The organism is Brachybacterium sp. (genome assembly GCF_036379615.1).
Taxonomy (GTDB): Bacteria; Actinomycetota; Actinomycetes; order Actinomycetales; family Dermabacteraceae; genus Brachybacterium.
This window is the reverse complement of sequence record NZ_DASVGJ010000061.1, coordinates 32,492-51,610: the sequence shown is the minus strand read 5'-3', so window position 1 is coordinate 51,610 and position 19,119 is coordinate 32,492. Positions and strand designations below refer to the sequence as shown.

Below are 19,119 nucleotides of genomic sequence, written 5' to 3'. Positions count from 1 at the left end.
AGGTGCCGGCTCCTGCGTGTACCCCGTACCGGATTTGAACCGGTGTTACCGCCGTGAGAGGGCGACGTCCTAGGCCGCTAGACGAACGGGGCGCGGACTGCACAACCTCCGAGGAGGTGGTGAAGCGCTGGGGTACCAGGACTCGAACCTAGAACGACGGTACCAGAAACCGCTGTGTTGCCAATTACACCATACCCCATGGTGAGAAGTACTTTCCGTAGAATTTCCCGTTCCGTTCCCCGGTGGTTTCCGTGGACTTTCCGAGCTGTTCTGCGTGCCGTACCGAGGTAAGACTCTAGCGGGTTCTCGCGGCGAGCACAAAGCGAGAGGGCCCCTGAGCGCTGTGAGGCTGAGCACCTCACCCCACAGCGCTCGGACGGCTCAGCCCTGCACGGCGAGCCGGTCCCGCAGGGAGCGCAGGCGGGTCAGGCTCGAGGCCTTCCCCAGCAGCTCCATCGATTCGAACAGCGGCGGCGAGATGCGTCGGCCCGAGATCGCGCTGCGCAGCGGCCCGAAGGCCAGACGAGGCTTGATGCCCATCTCCTCGATGATCGCCGCGCGGAGGGCCTCCTCGAGCGCGGGTGCGGCGAAGGCGGCCTCAGGGACGGCACCGATCTCGGTGATCGCCCGGTCGAGCACGGCGACGGGGTCGTCGCCGAGCTTCTTCAGCGCGTCGTCCTGGACCACCAGGTCCTCGTCCGCGACGAAGAGGAAGCCCATCAGGTCCGGTGCCTCCCCGAGCAGGTTCATGCGGGTCTGGACCAGCGGGGTGGCGGCGGCGACCAGCGCCCGCTGCTCCTCGGTGATCTCCTCGCCGAGCACACCGCCGGACTGCAGGTACGGGAGCAGACGCTCGGCAAGCTCCGCCTCGGGGAGCCGCCGGATGTGGTCGGCGTTGATCGCGGTGGCCTTCTTCAGGTCCACGCGGGCGGGGTTGGGGTTCACGTCGGAGGCGTCGAAGCGCTCGATCAGCTGTGCGCGGCTGAAGATGTCCTCGTCGGCGCTGAAGCCCCAGCCGAGCAGGGCCAGGTAATTGACCATGCCCTCCGGGATGAAGCCCTGCTCGCGGTAGAGGAAGAGGTCCGCCTGAGGATCACGCTTGGAGAGCTTCTTGCTGCCCTCCCCCATCACGTACGGCAGGTGGCCGAACTCGGGGACCCGCTCGGCGACACCGACCTCGATCAGCGCCCGGTAGAGCGCGATCTGGCGCGGGGTGGAGGAGAGGATGTCCTCGCCGCGCAGCACGTGGGTGATCCGCATGAGCGCATCATCGATCGGGTTCACCAGCGTGTAGAGCGGCTTCCCGTTGGCCCGCACGACCACGAAGTCCGGGGTGGAGCCGGCCTTGAAGGTGATCTCGCCGCGCACCAGGTCGGTGAAGGTGAGGTCCTCCTCGGGCATGCGCATCCGCCAGGTGGGCTCGCGACCCTCTGCCCGGAAGGCGGCTTTCTGCTCATCGGTGAGGTCGCGGTCGTAGCCGTCGTACCCGAGCTGCGGGTCTCGACCGGCGGCCTCGTGCCGCTGGACGATCTCCTCGGCGGTGGAGAAGGACTCGTAGATGTGGCCCGAGGCCCTCAGCTTCTCGATCACGTCCTGGTAGATCTCACCGCGCTGGGACTGGCGGTAGGGACCGTCGGGGCCCCCCACCTCGACGCCCTCGTCCCAGTCGATGCCGAGCCATCGCATCGCCTCGAGCAGCTGGTGGTAGGACTCCTCGCTGTCCCGCGCGGCGTCGGTGTCCTCGATGCGGAAGATCAGCCTGCCGCCGTGATGGCGGGCGTGCGCCCAGTTGAACAGGGCGGTGCGCACCATGCCGACGTGCGGAGTGCCGGTGGGGCTGGGGCAGAAGCGGACCCGGACCTCGTCAGCGGGGGCGGTCGAGGCTGCGGGTGTTGCGGGGGCGATGGTCACGCGGGGGACTCCTGGAGGGTCTGGATGGTGGGGCGTCGGCGCCGGACTCAGCGGCGCACGATCGGGTTCGACAGGGTGCCGATGCCCTCGATGGTGATGTCGACGGTGGAGCCTGCGGGGACGGTGCGCACTCCGGCGGGGGTCCCGGTGAGCACCAGGTCGCCGGGCAGCAGGGTGACGACGGAGGAGATCTCGGCGATCAGGTCGGCGACGGAGCGGACCATGTCCGCGGTGGTGCCCTGCTGGGCGATCTCCCCGTCGACAGTGCTGGAGATCTGCAGTGCGGACGGGTCGAGGTCGGTCTCGATCCAGGGGCCGACGGGGCAGGAGGTGTCGAAGGCCTTGGCGCGGAACCACTGGTTCTCCGCCCGCTGGGCGTCCCGCGCGGTGAGGTCGTTGGCACAGGTGTACCCGAGCACGTGGTCCGCGACCTGCTCCGGGGTGAGGTCCTTGGCCATCCGCTTGATGACCACGGCGAGCTCCGCCTCGAGGCTGACCTCCTCGGAGTAGGAGGGCATCACGACGGGGTCGCCGGGACCGACCACGGCGGTGTTGGGCTTGAGGAAGAACAGCGCCTGCTCCGGCACCTCGCCACCCATCTCGGCGGCGTGCGCGGCGTAGTTCTTGCCGACGCACACCACCTTCGAGCGCGGGATGACCGGGGCGAGCAGGCGCACGTCCTCCAGGGGGACGATGGTGCCGGTAGGTCGGATCTCCGTGTACAGGGGGTCGCCGGTGAGCCCGTAGACCATGTCCTGGCCGTCCTTCTCCTGGACGATGCCGTACATGGGGTCGTCACCGGTGGTGAATCGAGCGATGCGCATGGGCGCCAGTCTAGGTGGTCGCCCGCCGGCGCACCGGCGGGGAGGACCTGCCCCGCCGCGGCCTCCCGCTACGATTCCGGGAGCGTCACATGTCAGGCGCCACATGCCAGGGGAGGACGTGCATGACGACCTATCAGATCTCCGAGCAGGAACGGTCGCTGCTGGCCGCGGGGGCGCTCGCCGGCGACCTGGGCCCGACGCCCCGACTGCTGACGACCCTCACCGACGAGGAGCTGCTCGCGCTCACCGGGCCGGATCGGCCGGTGAACCGGCTCCCTTGGCTCGACGGGCTCCGGGAGCGGGTGCCGGGCTACGGCTTCGAGGAGGCCGTGCTCGCCGGAGCCCGGTCGCTGCGCGCCCGCGGCCTCACCGCTCCCGAGGAGGCACTCGCGGCGATCGAGAGCCGCGACCGTATCGGCGACGGCTCGGCCGTGCGCGCCGGACTGGTCGTGACCGGCATCATCTCCCGCCGGGCGGCTGCTCGCCGACGTCTCGCACTGCGCCGCGAGAGCGATCCGCAGGGGCTCTCGGTGGCATTCCATGTGGACTCCGACGGCACGATCCTGCAGGAGCAGGTCTCCGGGGAGGGGCTGCACCACTTCCTGATCCAGGACCTGAGCTCAGCGCTGCGCGCTCTGCACAGCCTCCTCGAGGACGACGAGGACACCGACGACTCGGGGGGCGCTGATCAGGGCGAGGAGCGCAGCCTCGTCTCGGGCACCTGGCACCAGGTCAGCGTCGCGCTCGACATCGCCGATCGGACCACGGTGACGCGGCTGGACCTCGTCGATCAGGCCGCCGGGGCGAGCGAGACCCTGTGGATCGCGCGGTCCCCCGAGGGGCCGGTCGTGCTGCGGGCCGCGGACGGGGACGAGACCGGCACCGCGCCCGACGGCACCGCGCTCGACGGGGCTGCGCTCGAGGCGACCCCGCTGAACGCTCCGGAGCGGGACGAGCTGCTCGAAGAGATCCTCTCCGGGGGTCGTTCCGCAGGGTGAGGCGTCACCACGGCATCCGGTCACGGATCCATTCGTTCGCGTCCGTCGCCGTGCCCTCGATCCAGTCCTGCGCTCGCGAGGGGATCACGTTCTCCACGGCGTGCTGAGGCATGTCGATGATCGGATCGATGATCGGGACGGCGTCCCGGAGGGTCTCGGACCCCCACCCGAAGCCGTCCTCCATGACGCCGGTCACCGTGTCGGTGGCGTCGGAGAGGGTCGAGTTGCCAGTCGCCTGCTCGATCGCCCATCCGGGCATCTCCAGCAGGAACCGGCTCGCGGATCCCTCGCCGGGCCCGCCGGCGATCGCCGAGATCTGCGCCTGGGCGGTGAGCGCGGACCACGCCATGTCAATCGTCCCGGTGGCGAGCCCCAGCCCCTCTCCGACCACCTTCACCGGCGGGTAGGGGACCATGGAGAGCACCCCGGCCGGGATGTCGAGGAGGTTGACCCCGGCGGTCACGAGTCCGTCGAAGGTGCCGAAGGGGTCACCGTCCTGGAAGGACTGGGCGGCGTCGTAGAGTCCGATGCCGGCGGACATCGCATCGATCGCGAGACCGATGCCGGCGGCGACGCCCGTCGGCTCCGGGACCAGCCCGGCGACGTCACCCGCGATCGAGACGCCGCTCCATCCGAGGTTCCCCCAGTAGCCCGCCTCAGGTCCCCCCAGCAGATCCCCGAAGAAGCCGTCGCTCTCCTTCGCCTCGTAGTTCTCCAGCCAGTCGGTGACGACGTCCCACGGCGACCCGTCCCGGCCGCCCCCGCCTCCGTCACGGCTGCCGCCCGACCCGTCCTCACTGCAGGTGTCCTGCTCGTCCGCGTCCTCCTCGAGGAGGGCGGCGCGCCGCTCCAGCTGCGCACAAGCCTCGGTGCTGCTCGTGCGCACCTCCGTGTCCCAGCGCTGGAGGAAAGCCTCCGCATCGGGGCCCACCCACTGGACGGACCGCACCGCCCCGTCGAGTCCCTGGATCAGCTCCTCGAGTCGGCGACCGCCCTCCTTGGTCCTGGTGCCGTGCTCACGCAGCTGCTGCGTGTCCGCTCCGAGAAATGCCATCCCCACCCCACCCCTCCCCTCCTCGCGCCCGTGGGCGCTGCCGTGCCTCGTCGTGGCGATCCTAGGCAGGTGAGAACCTCGGCCGCCACGGGGAGAACTCCCCATCCCCGCGCCGGTACGATGGCCGCCGTCATCCACCGAGGCGAGGAGCACAGTCGTGAGCACACCCGCAGCGGGGCGAGGGGGCGGGGAGCAGCTCGTCTACCGCGCCGGCGCCTCGCTCCTCTACCGGCTCCTGCTCGGTCTGGTGCTGGCAGTGCTCACGGTGACGCTGCTGGGCGGGATGCTCCTGGCTCTGCTGGTCCCGGAGCGACCGCACCTCCTGCTCGCCGCGGTCGCGCTCGTGATGCTGCTCGTCCTCGCCGGAGGGATCGCCCTTCTGCTGCGTCCCTCCTTCCGGGTGACGACCCAGGGTCTGCAGGTGCGCGGCCCCCTCTCGACCCGTCGCCTCGGCTGGTCCGAGGTGGCCGTGGTCGAGATCGACCGCTCGCTGACGAATCGCGGTGCCGTCGTGATCGTCGCCAAGGACGGACGCCGGATCACGAGCGCGCTGACGGGATCGCGCTTCGCCCTGTACCGCGGGGAGCCGATCTCCGATCACGGTCACGACCTGCTGCAGCCTGCACGACCGGCGCGCGCCGCGATCGACACCCACCGCCGCTGGCTGCACGGCGCTCTCTGAGCCCCACGGCCCCGCGCCGCGCGCTCGAGGGCGGGATCACGGGGCCGGTGAAGATCTGCGGGGTCAGTTGACCTCGTCGGCCACCTGGATGTCGAAGTTGACGTCGCTGCCGTCGACGGAGGTGACCGTGACCATGACGTCGATGGTCTCGCCGCCGGCGCTCAGCACGCAGGTCATCTCGGCACCCTCCTCGGCGGGGAGATCATCGGGGCAGGAGACGTCCTCGGGCTCCTGGCCGACGAGCTCGGTGAGCTGCTCGGTGACCTGGGTCTCGACGTCCTCTGCAGGAATGGACCCGCCGCCGAGCATGCCGCAGCCGGCGAGCGCGAAGGCCGCGGCAGCGCCCAGGACGAGCGGACGGGCGAAGGTGCGGTGACGGTTCGACATGAGGTCCTCCTGATCGGGGTGCGGCCACCGTGACGCGCCGATGCGCACCGGAGACCTGCTGACCCTCCCCATCCTGGTCGACGCGGGCGGGGACGTCGATGGGGAGAGCTCCCCATAGGACGGTCGGCCACAGCGGCCACCTGGTCGCCGCGCGGGACAGTGCCGTGCTGGCCGGCGCCGTGCTGGACAGTGCTGCCCTGGACAGCACCGCACCACCACCGTATGCTTGAACCGTCAATCACTTCTCGGGACCTCTGGAGCGCACCGCCGATGACCATCGATCCGCAGTCCATCACCTTCGGCCTGGACACCTTCGGTGACGTCACGGTCGACACCGAGGGCACCCCGGTCCCCGCCTCGCACGTGCTGCGCGACATCGTGGCGCAGGGAGAGCTCGCGGACCAGGTGGGCATCGACCACTTCTCCCTCGGGGAGCACCACCGGCCCGACTTCGCCGTCAGCGCGCCCGACGTGGTGCTGGCGGCCCTCGCCTCGCGCACCGAGCGGATCACGCTGGGCACAGCGGTGATCGTGCTGAGCTCCGATGACCCGCTGCGAGTGGTCGAGCGCTTCTCGACACTGGATGCGCTCTCCTCCGGCCGGGCCGAGCTGACCGTGGGGCGCGGCTCCTTCACCGAGTCGTTCCCGCTGTTCGGGTTCGCGATGCAGGACTACGAGACTCTCTTCGAGGAGAAGCTCGATCTGCTCGCGGCGGCGATCACCGGGGAGCCGATCACCTGGACCGGCGCCACGCGACCTCCGCTGAAGGAGCAGTCGCTCTACCCCCCGCTCGAGAGCACGCTGCCCACCTGGGTCGCGGTGGGCGGCAGCCCGAACTCCGTGGTGCGAGCAGCCCGGCACGGGCTGCCGCTGATGCTCGCGATCATCGGCGGACCGGCACAGCGCTTCGCCCCGTACGTGCAGCTGTTCCACGAGGCGAACGAGAAGCTCGGCAATGCGCGCCTCCCCGTCGGCGTCCACTCCCCCGGCCATATCGCAGTCGACGACGCGACGGCTCGAGAGCAGCTGGCACCGCACTGGATCCACAACCGCAACGAGATCGGTCGCGAGCGCGGGTGGGGCCCCTCCGGGATCGCCGAGTTCGACGGGGAGATGCAGCACGGCGCGCTGTACGCGGGCTCGCCCGAGACGGTGGCACGCAAGATCGCCGGGACGATCAGCGCGCTGGGCGTGAACCGCTTCGATCTCAAGTACGCGAGCGGCCCGATGCCGCATGAGCAGCTGATGGAGTCGATCCGGCTGTACGGCACAGTGGTCATCCCTCGGGTGCGGGAGCTGCTGTCCGAACAGGTCGAAGAGGCCTCCGCCGTCGACGGAGACTGAGCGCGCGCCCTCCTCCGGGGCTCACCTCTCCTGCTCTGCCGGCAGCATCGATCGCCGAGGCGGCCCGGCCTCCTCTGGGGAGGAGCGGTGGGGCTCGTAGGATGGCGCGGTCGTCACAGGACGCCGTCATCCGCCCCGAGCACCAGGAGGTCACCGTGAGCACGCCGCACCTGGTCGCTCCGGCACGCGTGCTCACCGCCCCCGAGGCCGCTGCGGCGCGCCGCGCGCACGAGGCACGCGCCGACGCCCTCACCGCCGCCCACCGGGCGCGCAGAGCTCGGGGCGAGAAGCACGCCGTCGAGGACTTCCTGTTCACCTATTACCCGTTCTCCGCCGCCCGACTGCGCCGCTGGCACCCGGGCTGGGAGGTCGCCTACGACGCCGCCGCCGACGTCGACGAGGACGGTGCGAGCCTGATCGCGGACGTCGACGAGGCGAGCCGCCGCTCCTGGTATGTCGACTCCCCCGGACCGGTCAGGCTGCGCCGCGCGGACGTCGAGCGCTACGTCACCGAGCGCTCTGATGCACTGGACTTCATGACGCGACTGCTCTCCGCCTCCTCGCTCGCGCGACGGCGGCCCGAGTTCGGCTGCTTCGGCCTGCACGAATGGGCGATGGTGCATCGGGTGCCGGACGGCGAACAGCGCCATGAGGACCTCCCTCTGCGGCTCTCCCCCGCCGAGACCGACGCCGTGGTGGAGAGGGAGAACCTGGTGTGCTCCCACCTCGACGCCTTCCGCTTCTTCACGCCGTCGGCCGCGCCGCGCAATGCGCTCGCCCCCACCCGCGCGACCCAGGTCGAGAACGACAATCCGGCCTGCCTGCACGTGGGCATGGATCTGTACAAATGGGCCATGAAGCTCACGCCGCTCGTGCCCTCCTCCTTGGTGCTGGACTGCTTCGAGCATGCGCGCGAGACGCGGGTGCTCGACATGGAGGCGAGTCCCTATGACGTGCGACCGCTCGGCTACGGCGTGGTGGCGATCGAGACGGCGGCGGGCAAGGCGGAGTACGTGCGCCGACAGCGGGCGCTCGCCGTTGGAGCCGACGCCCTGCGGGAGCGGGTGCTGGCCGCCGTACGAGGGCTGGGCTCCGTGGCGTGCACCGCATGACGGGCCGGCACCCCGAGGGATGCCGGCCCGTCCGCACGGGAGACAGGTGCTCAGAGTGCGGCGGCCTCCGCGTAGGCGTCCTGCGCGTCCTCACCGAAGTAGGGGCCGTACATGACGTTGCTCTGGGTGGTGTAGCCGAAGCTGTTCACGGAGTTCTGCGCTCCGTCATCGAGGAACCAGGGGCCGCCCGAGGAGCCTCCGGTCATGTCGCAGTCGATGCCCTGGGACATGGTCCCGCCGAAGGTGTCGTCGAAGGCCGTGCCGGTGCAGGACTCGAGGGACTCGCCGTCGAAGGGTGAGGCGGCCGGGTAGCCGTAGGCCGTGTAGTGCTGGCCGCGCGCCTGGTTGAAGGCGATGCCGGTGGTGCCGACCACCGACTCCAGAGTGCCTGCGCCGCTCTCCGGGACGACTGTCGCGAAGGCGACGTCATAGCTGATGTCCTCCTGCTGCACCCACTGGTCCGTGGAGACCAGATCGGTCGCCGCCCAGGTGCCGTACGGCGCCGTGCCGTGGTCGTAGCCGGGGACGAACACCCAGTTGGTGGCCCAGGTGCCGGCGTCGTTCACGCAGTGACCGGCGGTGGCGACGGTGGATCCGTTGCCGGAGGCGACCGCATTGCCGGAGCAGACGTAGTCCTGCCCTCCCTGGGTGAAGAAGACCTTGCCGACGGTGTCCTGCGCGGCGGCCGCGTTCTGCTCGGGCTTGCTCTTGCCCTCGGACGCGCCCTTCTGCGCGGGCTGTGCCGCCTTCTGCCCCGGGATCGTCGTCGGGGTGCCGACCTCGACGTCGGCGCTCACCTCCTCGCCGGAGGGGGCGAGCTCGGCGGCGGGGCGGGCCTGCTGCATCCGTTCCGAGGTCCAGTAGTCGTGGGCGCCGTCCTGCGAGGAGGAGGAGACGGTGGCGCGCTCGGTGTCGCCGGGCCCGTCGGCGGTGGCGAGGCCCGCACCGCCCAGGGTGAGGACGGCGGCGAGGGAGACGCCCCCCAGGGTTCGGGTGCAGCGTGCGAGGAGTGCTGTGCGCATCGGGGCGATGCCTTTCTGCGGGGGTAGGGACGGCGCGGTCACGCCGTGGCGGCACGCTATGCCATGTGATCCCCGCCACGGAGTCCGATGATTCCGGAACGCACCGATCGCCCGATTCGATGCTCACCCTCGAAGCTACTGATCAGTAGATGACTCCCCTCGGGCCGCGCCGTCAGCTCGCTGGTCGTCGATGCAGGTCTGCGGCGCACCATCCTCTGCGCCGACATCGTCCGGCGGCAGGCCCTCGGGGCGATGGTCACGATTCGGTAACGGTCGCTCGAGCGGGACGGGATCGGCGCGGCGCCGCCGCTCCTCGTCCCAATGCTCGAGCGCCCCCTCCCCGGCGCGCTCGGCCGGAGTGAGCGAGAGATCCTGGGAACGTCGTGCGGGCATGGTGGTCCTTCCGTCGTATGTCGACAGTAGCGGGCGCGAGCGGGGCCCCGTCGGACCTGCCTGGCAGACTGGTGCCATGCCGACCCTGATGCCGTTCCTGCCCGAGAGCTCCGCCGATGCCGGACAGGACACGATCGTCGACGCCTTCGTCGAGGCCCAGGAGTCCATCGGCCGCACCCTCTACGCGCATCAGGAGGAGGCGCTGCTGGCGATCGCGGCCGGGGACCACGTCATCGCCGCCACCCCCACCGGATCGGGCAAGACGACGATCGCCTACTCCGCCCTCTTCGCGGCGATGGCCCGCGGGGAGCGCTCGTACTACACCGCCCCCATCAAGGCGCTGGTGAGCGAGAAGTTCTTCGACCTGGTGGCACAGTTCGGCGCCGAGAACGTGGGCATGATGACGGGCGACTCCGCGGTGAACCACGAGGCGCCGATCATCGTGTGCACGGCCGAGATCTTCGCCAACCATGCCCTGCGCGACGGGCCGGGCAGCGAGGTGGGCCTCGCGGTCATGGACGAGTTCCACTACTACGGGGACCCGCAGCGAGGCTGGGCCTGGCAGGTGCCGCTCGTCGAGCTGCCCGACTGCCAGTTCGTGCTGATGAGCGCGACCCTCGGGGATGTCAGCGGCTTCGTCGAGGACCTCGAGGACCGCACCGCGCGCGACGTGACCGTCATCGATGACGCACCGCGCCCGGTCCCGCTGGACTTCCGCTGGTCGCTGGAGCCGCTGCCGGAGACCATCGAGACGATCCTGACCGACCGCGACGCCCCCGTCTACATCGTCCACTTCACCCAGAAGGACGCCCTCGAGCAGGCACAGGCGCTGCAGGGCCAGAAGATCCTCTCCACCGAGGAGAAGGTCCGGATCCGCGAGATCATCGGAGACTTCCGCTTCTCCAAGGGTTTCGGGCAGATCCTCTCCCGCCTGGTGCGCGAGGGGATCGGTGTGCATCACGCCGGGATGCTGCCGAAGTATCGCCGTCTGGTGGAGAAGCTCGCCCAGTCCGGGCTGCTGAGGATCATCTGCGGCACCGACACCCTGGGCGTGGGCATCAACGTGCCGATCCGCACCGTGCTGCTCACGGGCCTCGCGAAGTTCGACGGCAGGCGGATGCGCCTGCTGAACGCCAGAGAGTTCCACCAGATCGCCGGCCGCGCGGGCCGGGCCGGCTACGACACCATCGGCCACGTGGTGGTGCAGGCGCCGACCTGGACCATCGAGTTCGAGAAGGAGCGGGCGAAGCAGCGTGCGCGGGAGGAGTCCGGAAAGGTCTCCAACAACGCGAAGAAGCGCAAGAAGGAGCCCAAGCCCCGCGTCCCCGACGGCGCGATCTCGTGGTCCGAGGCGACCATGACCAAGCTGGTCGAGAACGCACCGGAACCGCTGCGACCGCACCTGAAGATCACGGCCGGGATGGCGCTGGCGCTGATCGCGCGCCCGGGCGATGCGATCGCCTCCGGCCGTCACCTGATCATGACCAGCCATCAGACCACCTCGCAGAAGCTGAAGCTGGTCAAGGACGCCGTCGAGATCCTCCGCGGCCTCAAGGAGGCGGAGATCATCGAGGTGCTGGACGCACCCGACCATCTCGGGCGGCGATTCGCCCTGGTCGAGGACCTCCAGCTGGACTTCACGATGAACCAGCCGCTGGCCCCCTTCGCGATCGCGATGATCGACACCCTCGACGAGGAGTCCGACTCCCTCACCCTCGACACCGTTTCGATCATCGAGGCGATCCTCGAGGACCCGCGCCAGATCCTGCTCGCTCAGCAGAACTCCGCCAAGGGCGAGCTGCTGGCGGAGCTCAAGGCCGACGGGGTCGAGTACACCGAGCGGATGACACGTCTTGACGAGGTGTCCTGGCCGAAGCCCCTCGAGGAGGATCTCGAGGCGGCACTGGAGATCTACGCGCGCACTCGACCATGGGTGCAGGCCGCGGACCTCTCCCCCAAGTCGGTGGTGCGCGAGATCTACGAGACCGGCCAGACCTTCAGCGAGTTCGTGCAGCGCTATGGCCTGCAGCGCTCCGAGGGCATCGTGCTGCGTTATCTCTCCGACGCATACCAGGCGATGCGCCGCACCATCCCCCAGGACCTGCGCACCGAGGCCCTCGAGGACATGATCGAGTGGCTCGGCGTGCTGGTGCGCGGCATCGACTCCTCGCTGCTGGACGAGTGGGAGGCGCTCACCCACCCGGAGGACCTCGAGGCCGACGGCGCCTCCGAGATCCGGCCCAGCACACCGCGGGCGCTCTCCGCCCAGACCAAGGTGCTGCGCACCATGGTGCGCGCCGCCATGTGGCAGCGGATCGAGCACTTCGCCTTCGAGCGCGAGGCACGCCTGGCCGAGCTCGACGGGTCCTCAGGCTGGGACCGGTCCCGGTGGGCCGCGGCGATGGACGACTACTACGACACCTACGACCACGTGGGCATCGACGGTCCGGCCCGCTCGCCGCAGCTGCTGCAGATCACCGAGGAGTCGAAGGTGTGGAGGATCCGCCAGGCCTTCGCGGACCCCGAGGGCCATCACGACTGGGCGATCGAGGCCGAGCTCGACCTCGAGGCGACCGACGAGGCCGGCGAACCGGTCCTGTCGATCACGCACGTCGGCGAGGCCTCGACGCGGGACTGAGCTCGGTCGCCGCACGCTGGTGCGCAGGGCGGCGGGCCGGCACCTCGAAAGGTGCCGGCCCGCTGCGGAACCGATGCGACGCCTGCTCTCGCCGGCGTCAGGGGCGGGTCACTGAGGGTTGACCTCGATCGCACGCTTCTGCGGGTTCACCTCGATCTGCGGGTTCACCTCGATCGCACGCTTCTGCGGGTTGACCTCGACCTGCGGGTTCACCTCGATCATCCGCTGCGAGAACGCCTGCGGGTTCACCTCGACGGCGCCCGCGGCACCGGCGCCGGCGATCCCGAGCCCTGCGGCGAGAGTCAGCCCGCCGGCAACGCGAGCTGCGCGCCCGCTCCAGCGACGGAAGGCAGAGCCTCCGCCCATCACATCCTTGGTAGTGCTCACAGCAATCATCCTCCAGAGGGGTTGTGGGGCGGCGACGAGTGCGGCTCCGCCGCGCTCAGGATACCCGGTGTGAGGGTCCCCACAAGAGAAGAGCGGGAGACAGAGGACGGGAGCTCGAGGGCTCACCGGCGACCACCTCGAGGGGAGCGCTCGACCCCCACGACGTCGGCCCGCCCGTGCAGCGACCGATCGAGGTGCCCGCGAGCCGCCCGTCGGGGCTCTCATTCGGGCCCGTCGAGCTCCAGATCCACCATCAGCTCGGCGGCGATGGTCTCGAGCGCCTCGCGCACCCCGTCCTCGCCCGCCGTCGCGGGCAGGCGCAGCTCCGCCTCTGCCTCGAACAGCATGCCGCCACCCTCGGGAGCCTCTCGGGTCCAGCTGCGCAGACCGTCGATGGTGGCGCCCTGCGCGCGCAGCGCCGAGGTCACCTCGCGCACCATGCCGGTGCGGTCCTGACCCAGCAGATGCAGCCGCAGCGCGCTGCTCGGCGGCTCCCTGTCGGCGTTGCGGACGCCCGCCGTCGCCTCGACCGACAGGCCCACCTCGTCGGCGAGGGCGGGCAGGGCGTCCAGGAAGGACTGCGCCCGGTCGGGAGGCAGATCGACCTGGACGATCCCGGCGAACTTCCCCGCGAGCAGGGCCAGCTGGCTGTCGACCCAGTTCCCACCGTGCTCGTCCACAGCGGCGGCGAGGGCGGCGACGAGGCCCGGGCGATCATCGCCGATGGCGGTCAGCACGTAGGCGGTGGTGGGTTCATGGATCGTCATGTGACCAGGGTAACTCCCCTGACGGGACAGAGGGCCGCACGGCCCGCGCTCACACGCCGGATTTGAACAGCCCGTAGGTGTAGGCGTCGTAGATCGCCTCCCAGGAGGCCTCGATGACGTTGGGGCCGACCCCGACGGTCTGGAACTCGAGACCGCGCCCGGAGGTGCTCACCAGCACCCGTGTGGTCGCGTCGGTGCCGTGCTGGGCATCGAGGATGCGCACCTTGAAGTCCCGCAGCTCGAACTCGTCGACCTCGGGATGACGCTCCCTCAGTGCCGCGCGCAGGGCGAGGTCCAGGGCGTTGACCGGACCGTTGCCCTCGGCGATCGCCACCCGCCGCTCGTGGGGCCCGTCGCCGTCGGCGAGGAGTTTGACGGTCGCCTCGGTCTCGAGGGTGCCGTCCCTCCCCAGCTGCGAGGTGGCGCGCCAGGACTCCACCGTCGAGTAGCTGGGCACCTGGCCCAGCAGGTCCAGCAGCAGCAGCTCGAAGGAGGCGTCGGCCGCCTCGTAGGAATAGCCGACCGCCTCGCGCTGCTTGACGGTGGCGGCCAGCTGCGAGAGCAGCTCGGGCTCGCCGGCGAGGTCGAAACCGAGTTCGCGGCCCTTGAGCTCGATCGAGGCCCGGCCGGCCATGTCGGAGATGATCATCCGCATGTCATTGCCGACCAGCTGGGGATCGGTGTGCTGATAGAGGTCCGGATCGACCCGGATCGCGCTCGCATGCAGCCCCGCCTTGTGGGCGAAGGCGCTCGCCCCGACGTACGGGGCGCGCGGGGTCACCGGCATGTTGACGATCTCGCCGATCGCGTGGGCGATCCGGGTGGTCTCGGAGAAGGTCTCGGACGGGACCAGGTCCATGCCGAGCTTCAGCTGCAGATCGGCCATCAGGGTGACCAGGTCGGCGTTGCCGGTGCGCTCCCCATAGCCGTTGATGCATCCCTGGACGTGGGTGATCCCCGCGCGCACGGCGGAGATCGCGTTGGCCACCGCGCAGCCGGTGTCGTTGTGGGTGTGGGCCCCCAGGCGGGCCTGCCCGGCACCAGCCTGCTCGAGCCGATCGCGCAGCTCCTCGACGATCTCGGTGACCTGGTGCGGGAGCATCCCGCCGTTCGTGTCGCACAGCACCAGCACTCCGGCGCCGGCCTCATGGGCGGCCACCAGCACGGAGGTGGTGTAGTCGGGGTCGTGGAGGAATCCGTCGAAGAAGTGCTCGGCATCGACGAACACCTCCCTGCCGAGGCCCACCAGGTGGGCCACGGTGTCCCGCACCATGGCGAGGTTCTCCTCGGCGGTGGTGCGCAGCGCTCCGATGACATGGCGCAGATCCGACTTCGCGACCAGGGTGATCGTCGGCGCCCCGGCGTCGACCAGTGCCGCGACCTGGGCATCCTCCGTGACAGGAACCCCGGCCTTGCGAGTCGCGCCGAAGGCCGCGAGCCGAGCATGGTGCAGCTCGAGCTCCCCCGCCGCCCGGGCGAAGAACTCGGTGTCGCGCGGGACGGCGCCGGGCCAGCCGCCCTCGATATAGGTCACGCCGAGCTCGTCGAGGTGGCGGGCGACCGCGAGCTTGTCGGCGACCGAGAGGGTGAGCCCCTCCTGCTGGGAGCCGTCGCGCAGCGTCGTGTCGTAGAGATGGAACGACGGGATGGGGATGTTCCTCATCGGTGCAGTGCTGGTCATCGGCGCAGTGCTGGTCATCGGCTCAGACCAGCCGGGTCAGCCAGCCGTGACGGTCCGGGATCCGGCCGTACTGGATATCGGTGAGCTCCTTGCGCAGCGCCAGGGTGGTCTCGCCCGACCCGCCGTCGCCGATGGTCCAGGAGCCGCCGCGGGCGCGCAGTTCCCCGATGGGGTTCAGGACCGCAGCGGTGCCGGCGGCAAACATCTCGGTGATCTCCCCTCGGTCGACCTGTCCGAGCACCTCGCTCATCACCAGCTGCTGCTCGACGACCTCGAGTCCGCGATCGGCCGCGAGGCGGAGCACCGACTCCCGGGTGACGCCCTCGAGGATCGACCCGGTGAGGGCCGGGGTGAGCAGGCGACCGTCGGAGGTGACGGCGAAGACGTTCATCCCCGAGAGCTCATCGATGCTCGAGTGGGTCTCGGAGTCCAGGAACATGACCTCGTCGGCCCCGTTCTCGGCGGCCTCCCGCTTGGCGAGCAGGGAGGAGGCGTAGTTGCCGCCGCACTTCGCGGCGCCGGTCCCGCCGGCGCCCGCACGGGCGTACTCGTCGGTGATCCACACGACCAGCGGCTGCACGCCGCGGGGGAAGTACGGTCCGGCCGGGGAGGCGATCACGTAGTAGTCCACGGTGTGGGAGGCCCGCACACCGAGGAACTCCTCGCTGGCGAACATGAAGGGACGCAGGTACAGCGATTCCTCGCTGGTGGCCTCGGGCACCCAGGGCTCATCGGCGGCGACCGCTGCGGTGAGAGATGCCAGGAAGTCATCGACCGAGAGCTCCGGCAGAGCGAGCCGGCGGGCTGAGCGCTGCATGCGCTCGGCGTTCTTCTCGGGACGGAAGGTCCACACCGAGCCGTCCGCGTGACGGAAGGCCTTGAGCCCCTCGAAGATCTCCTGGCCGTAGTGGAGCACGGCGGAGGCGGGCGATATCTGCAGCGGACCATAGGGGATCACCGCGGACTCCGTCCAGCCGGCCTCCTCGGTCCACCGAGCGTGGGCCATGAAGTCCGTGAACCGGCTCCCGAAGCCGGGGTCGGCGAGGATCTGCGCGCGCTCGTCATCGCCGACGCGACGTGTGGTGCTGGTCTGGGTGAAGTCGAGCGCGCTCACGGGGTTCTCCTCGGTGCAGGGGGCGATGTCAGTGTGTCAGTGTCCGAAGCTCAGCGCCCGGAGATCGCGGCGACCAGGGCGTCACCGATCTCCGAGGTGCCGCGGCCGGCGAGCTGAGCGGACTCGGCGCGGGCGGCGAGGTCGTTCTCGACCGCGGCCCGCACCGCGGCGGCCGGCTCGAGATGGCCCAGGTGGTCCAGCAGCAGCGCGACCGAGAGCACGGTGGCGGTGGGGTCGGCGAGGTTCTTCCCGGCGATGTCGGGAGCCGAGCCGTGGACGGGCTCGAACATCGAGGGGAAGGCCCCGGTGGGGTTGATGTTGCCGCTCGCGGCCAGGCCGATGCCACCGCCGACGGCCCCGGCGAGGTCGGTGACGATGTCGCCGAAGAGGTTGTCGGTGACGATCACGTCGAAGCGCGCAGGATCCTGGACCAGGTAGATCATCATCGCGTCGACGTGGGCGTAGTCCACCTCGACCTCCGGGAACTCGGCGCCGACCTGCTCGACGATGCGGCGGTAGAGGTGCCCGGCGTGCACCAGCACGTTGTGCTTGTGGACCAGGGTGAGCTTCTTCCGGCGGCGCTCGGCCTGCTCGAAGGCGTAGCGCACCACGCGCTCGACGCCGACGGCGGTGTTGAGGGAGACCTCGGTGGCGACCTCGAGCTCGGTGCCGGTGCGCAGCGAGCCGCCGTTGCCGACGTACGGGCCCTCGGTGCCCTCGCGGACCACCACGAAGTCCATCTCGCCCGGGTTCGTCAGCGGAGAGGTCACTCCGGGGAACAGCCGGGTGGGCCGCAGGTTCACGAAGTGGTCGAAGGCGAAGCGGAGCTTCAGCAGCAGTCCGCGCTCGAGCACCCCGGAGGGCACCCCGGGATCGCCGACGGCGCCCAGGAGGATCGCGTCGTGCTCGGCCAGACGCGCCATGTCCTCGTCGGTGAGGGTCTCGCCGGTGCGGTGCCAGCGTCCGGCGCCGAGGTCGAAGTCGGTCGTCTCGACGGTGACGCCGGCGGGCTCGAGGGCAGCGCGCAGGGCGCGCAGGCCCTGGGGGACGACCTCCTTGCCGATGCCGTCGCCCTCGATCACGGCGAGGTGCAAGGTGCTGTCGGTGCGGGGTGCAGGGGTGCTCATGGGTGTCCTCCTCGGTGAGGTGCGGGGGTCAGTAGACGAGGTCGACGGCGTGGATCGAGCGGGCGTCGATCGCCTCGCCGAGCTCCTCGGCGAACTCGCGGTCGACGGCCTCGTCCAGGTTCAGGACGACCAGCGCCTCGGCGCCCCGGACGCTGCCGGCGCGGGAGACCTGCATGCCGGCGATGTTGATGCCGGCCGCGCCGAGCCGCTGGCCGTAGGTGCCGATCAGACCCGGGCCGTCCTCGTAGCGGATGATCAGGAGGTGATCGCTCATGGCGAGATCCAGGGCGTGGCCGAAGACCTCGGTGAGCTTGTGCTCCTGGTCCACGCCGCTGAGCGTGCCGGAGACGGTGACGACGGTGCCGTCGCGCAGGGTGCCGCGCAGGGTGATGACGTTGCGGAAGCGCTCGGAGGACTCGTCCTTGACGAGCTGCACGGTGATGCCCCGCTCCTCGGCGAGAACCGGTGCGTTGACGTAGCTGACCTGCTCGGTGACCACGTTGCGGAACAGTCCGCGCAGGGCCGAGAGCTTGAGCGCAGTGACGTCGCGGGTGGCGATCTCGCCGTGCACCTCGATGTCCAGGAGCTCGGGGGCCTCCCCCGCCAGGGTGGTGAAGAGCTGGCCGAGGCGATCGGCGAGAGCGACGCCGGGGCGCACCTCGTCGTCGATCGCGCCGCCGGCGACGTTGACGGCGTCGGGGACCAGCTCACCGGCCAGGGCCAGGCGCACCGACTTCGCCACGGCGACACCGGCCTTCTCCTGGGCCTCGGCGGTCGAGGCGCCCAGGTGCGGGGTGAGGGTGATGTTGTCGAGCGCGAGCAGTGCCTTCGCGGTGTCGGAGGCGGCCGGCGGCTCGGAGGAGTACACATCCAGTGCGGCCGCGGCGATCTGGCCGGTGCTGAGCGCCTCGAAGAGCGCCTCCTCGTCGATCAGGCCGCCGCGGGCCGCGTTGACGACGTGCAGGGACGGCTTGGCGAGAGCGAACTGCTCGGCGCCGATCAGGCCGGTGGTCTCGGGGGTCTTCGGCATGTGCACGGTGACGACGTCCGACTCGCGCATCAGCTCGTCGAGCTCGACCACGCGCGCTCCGAGCTCGGCGGCACGGGCGTGGTTGACGTAGGGGTCGTAGGCCAGCAGGTCCACGCCGAAGCCGCGCAGCCGCTCGGCGACCAGCTGGCCGATGCGGCCGAAGCCCACCACGCCCACGGTCTTGCCCAGCAGTTCGACGCCGGCGAGCTGCTTGCGCTCCCACTTCCCAGCCTTCACCGAGGCGTCGGCACGGCCGACGTTGCGCAGGGAGGCGAGGATCAGTGCGACCGCCAGCTCCGCGGCGGACGTGATGTTCGAGGTCGGGGCGTTGATGACCATGACGCCGGCGCTGGTGGCCGCCGCCACGTCGACGTTGTCCAGGCCCACGCCGGCGCGGGCGACGACCTTCAGCTGCGTGGCCGCGGCATAGACCTCGGCATCGACCTGGGTCGCGGAGCGGACCAGGAGCGCGTCAGCGTCCTTCACCGCCTCCAGCAGCGCGCCGCGGTCGGTGCCGTCCACGCTCCTGACCTCGATCTCGGACCCCAGGACCTCGACGGTCGCAGGCGACAGCTCTTCGGCGATGAGCACGACGGGACGCGTCACGGGAACTCCTCCGGTAAGGATGGTTGTCGTCGCACGCATCCT

General features: G+C 70.4%; 17 protein-coding genes and 2 tRNA genes. 5 read left to right on the top strand and 14 right to left on the bottom strand.

Annotation, left to right across the window (positions count from 1 at the left end):
* Positions 1-19 precede the first annotated feature (19 nt).
* The 4 genes from VF289_RS12495 to VF289_RS12480 all read right to left on the bottom strand — a co-directional run bounded on the left by VF289_RS12495 (position 20) and on the right by VF289_RS12480 (position 2,735).
* Positions 20-92, bottom strand: a tRNA-Glu gene (locus VF289_RS12495).
* Between the two features lie 35 nt (positions 93-127).
* Positions 128-199: transfer RNA gene (locus tag VF289_RS12490), tRNA-Gln, on the bottom strand.
* A 182-nt stretch (positions 200-381) separates the two neighbouring features.
* Positions 382-1,911, bottom strand: a complete 1,530-nt coding sequence (gene gltX, locus VF289_RS12485; RefSeq protein WP_330884219.1) for a glutamate--tRNA ligase — start codon at positions 1,909-1,911, stop codon at positions 382-384.
* Between the two features lie 47 nt (positions 1,912-1,958).
* Positions 1,959-2,735 carry a fumarylacetoacetate hydrolase family protein gene (locus VF289_RS12480; protein WP_330884218.1) on the bottom strand — a complete coding sequence of 259 codons (777 nt, stop codon included), beginning with the start codon at positions 2,733-2,735 and terminating at the stop codon, positions 1,959-1,961.
* 122 nt (positions 2,736-2,857) lie between these two features.
* Here VF289_RS12480 and VF289_RS12475 point away from each other — a divergent pair, with 122 nt between their 5' ends.
* Entirely contained in the window at positions 2,858-3,733 is an 876-nt protein-coding gene (locus VF289_RS12475; RefSeq protein WP_330884217.1) for a hypothetical protein, read from the top strand.
* A gap of 4 nt (positions 3,734-3,737) precedes the next feature.
* Here the strand turns inward: VF289_RS12475 and VF289_RS12470 are convergent, their stop codons facing one another.
* Entirely contained in the window at positions 3,738-4,787 is a 1,050-nt protein-coding gene (locus VF289_RS12470) for a hypothetical protein (protein ID WP_330884216.1), read from the bottom strand.
* Between the two features lie 157 nt (positions 4,788-4,944).
* Here VF289_RS12470 and VF289_RS12465 point away from each other — a divergent pair, with 157 nt between their 5' ends.
* On the top strand, positions 4,945-5,469 hold the full coding sequence (locus tag VF289_RS12465) for a PH domain-containing protein (protein ID WP_330884215.1): 525 nt from the start codon (positions 4,945-4,947) through the stop codon (positions 5,467-5,469).
* A 63-nt stretch (positions 5,470-5,532) separates the two neighbouring features.
* Here VF289_RS12465 and VF289_RS12460 read toward each other — a convergent pair whose 3' ends face one another.
* Positions 5,533-5,856 (bottom strand): DUF4333 domain-containing protein, encoded by a 324-nt coding sequence (locus VF289_RS12460; protein ID WP_330884214.1) that lies wholly within the window; start codon positions 5,854-5,856, stop codon positions 5,533-5,535.
* Between the two features lie 270 nt (positions 5,857-6,126).
* Here VF289_RS12460 and VF289_RS12455 point away from each other — a divergent pair, with 270 nt between their 5' ends.
* Complete coding sequence (locus tag VF289_RS12455; RefSeq protein WP_330884213.1) at positions 6,127-7,200, top strand: LLM class flavin-dependent oxidoreductase; 1,074 nt, start codon at positions 6,127-6,129, stop codon at positions 7,198-7,200.
* Positions 7,201-7,355: 155 nt separating this feature from the next.
* Positions 7,356-8,312 (top strand): 3-methyladenine DNA glycosylase, encoded by a 957-nt coding sequence (locus tag VF289_RS12450; protein WP_330884212.1) that lies wholly within the window; start codon positions 7,356-7,358, stop codon positions 8,310-8,312.
* A gap of 50 nt (positions 8,313-8,362) precedes the next feature.
* Here the strand turns inward: VF289_RS12450 and VF289_RS12445 are convergent, their stop codons facing one another.
* Positions 8,363-9,334 (bottom strand): trypsin-like serine peptidase, encoded by a 972-nt coding sequence (locus tag VF289_RS12445; protein ID WP_330884211.1) that lies wholly within the window; start codon positions 9,332-9,334, stop codon positions 8,363-8,365.
* A 135-nt stretch (positions 9,335-9,469) separates the two neighbouring features.
* Positions 9,470-9,727, bottom strand: a complete 258-nt coding sequence (locus tag VF289_RS12440) for a hypothetical protein (protein ID WP_330884210.1) — start codon at positions 9,725-9,727, stop codon at positions 9,470-9,472.
* A gap of 76 nt (positions 9,728-9,803) precedes the next feature.
* Between VF289_RS12440 and VF289_RS12435 the strand changes: the two genes are divergently transcribed.
* Positions 9,804-12,365, top strand: a complete 2,562-nt coding sequence (locus tag VF289_RS12435; RefSeq protein WP_330884209.1) for a DEAD/DEAH box helicase — start codon at positions 9,804-9,806, stop codon at positions 12,363-12,365.
* A gap of 108 nt (positions 12,366-12,473) precedes the next feature.
* Here the strand turns inward: VF289_RS12435 and VF289_RS12430 are convergent, their stop codons facing one another.
* The 6 genes from VF289_RS12430 to serA all read right to left on the bottom strand — a co-directional run bounded on the left by VF289_RS12430 (position 12,474) and on the right by serA (position 19,077).
* Positions 12,474-12,752 carry a hypothetical protein gene (locus VF289_RS12430; protein ID WP_330884208.1) on the bottom strand — a complete coding sequence of 93 codons (279 nt, stop codon included), beginning with the start codon at positions 12,750-12,752 and terminating at the stop codon, positions 12,474-12,476.
* 221 nt (positions 12,753-12,973) lie between these two features.
* The gene (locus VF289_RS12425; protein ID WP_330884207.1) at positions 12,974-13,519 is read right to left on the bottom strand and encodes a glycine cleavage system protein R; all 546 of its coding nucleotides are present in this window, start codon (positions 13,517-13,519) and stop codon (positions 12,974-12,976) included.
* Between the two features lie 49 nt (positions 13,520-13,568).
* A complete protein-coding gene (gene cimA, locus VF289_RS12420; protein ID WP_330884206.1) occupies positions 13,569-15,218 on the bottom strand; it encodes a citramalate synthase in 1,650 nt (549 codons plus the stop codon).
* 4 nt (positions 15,219-15,222) lie between these two features.
* A complete protein-coding gene (locus VF289_RS12415) occupies positions 15,223-16,314 on the bottom strand; it encodes a branched-chain amino acid aminotransferase (protein WP_330884205.1) in 1,092 nt (363 codons plus the stop codon).
* A 50-nt stretch (positions 16,315-16,364) separates the two neighbouring features.
* Positions 16,365-17,441, bottom strand: a complete 1,077-nt coding sequence (locus VF289_RS12410) for a 3-isopropylmalate dehydrogenase (RefSeq protein ID WP_330884204.1) — start codon at positions 17,439-17,441, stop codon at positions 16,365-16,367.
* Between the two features lie 28 nt (positions 17,442-17,469).
* Positions 17,470-19,077, bottom strand: a complete 1,608-nt coding sequence (gene serA / locus VF289_RS12405) for a phosphoglycerate dehydrogenase (protein WP_330884203.1) — start codon at positions 19,075-19,077, stop codon at positions 17,470-17,472.
* Positions 19,078-19,119 lie beyond the last annotated feature (42 nt).

Bases quoted from the DNA above. Each gene is read 5' to 3' on its own strand.
- VF289_RS12480 (WP_330884218.1), bottom strand. From the start codon at position 2,735: ATGCGCATCGCTCGATTCACCACCGGTGACGACCCCATGTACGGCATC.
- VF289_RS12475 (WP_330884217.1), top strand. From the start codon at position 2,858: ATGACGACCTATCAGATCTCCGAGCAGGAACGGTCGCTGCTGGCCGCG.
- VF289_RS12470 (WP_330884216.1), bottom strand. From the start codon at position 4,787: ATGGCATTTCTCGGAGCGGACACGCAGCAGCTGCGTGAGCACGGCACC.
- VF289_RS12460 (WP_330884214.1), bottom strand. From the start codon at position 5,856: ATGTCGAACCGTCACCGCACCTTCGCCCGTCCGCTCGTCCTGGGCGCT.
- VF289_RS12455 (WP_330884213.1), top strand. From the start codon at position 6,127: ATGACCATCGATCCGCAGTCCATCACCTTCGGCCTGGACACCTTCGGT.
- VF289_RS12445 (WP_330884211.1), bottom strand. From the start codon at position 9,334: ATGCGCACAGCACTCCTCGCACGCTGCACCCGAACCCTGGGGGGCGTC.
- VF289_RS12440 (WP_330884210.1), bottom strand. From the start codon at position 9,727: ATGCCCGCACGACGTTCCCAGGATCTCTCGCTCACTCCGGCCGAGCGC.
- VF289_RS12435 (WP_330884209.1), top strand. From the start codon at position 9,804: ATGCCGACCCTGATGCCGTTCCTGCCCGAGAGCTCCGCCGATGCCGGA.
- VF289_RS12425 (WP_330884207.1), bottom strand. From the start codon at position 13,519: ATGACGATCCATGAACCCACCACCGCCTACGTGCTGACCGCCATCGGC.
- cimA (WP_330884206.1), bottom strand. From the start codon at position 15,218: ATGACCAGCACTGCGCCGATGACCAGCACTGCACCGATGAGGAACATC.
- VF289_RS12410 (WP_330884204.1), bottom strand. From the start codon at position 17,441: ATGAGCACCCCTGCACCCCGCACCGACAGCACCTTGCACCTCGCCGTG.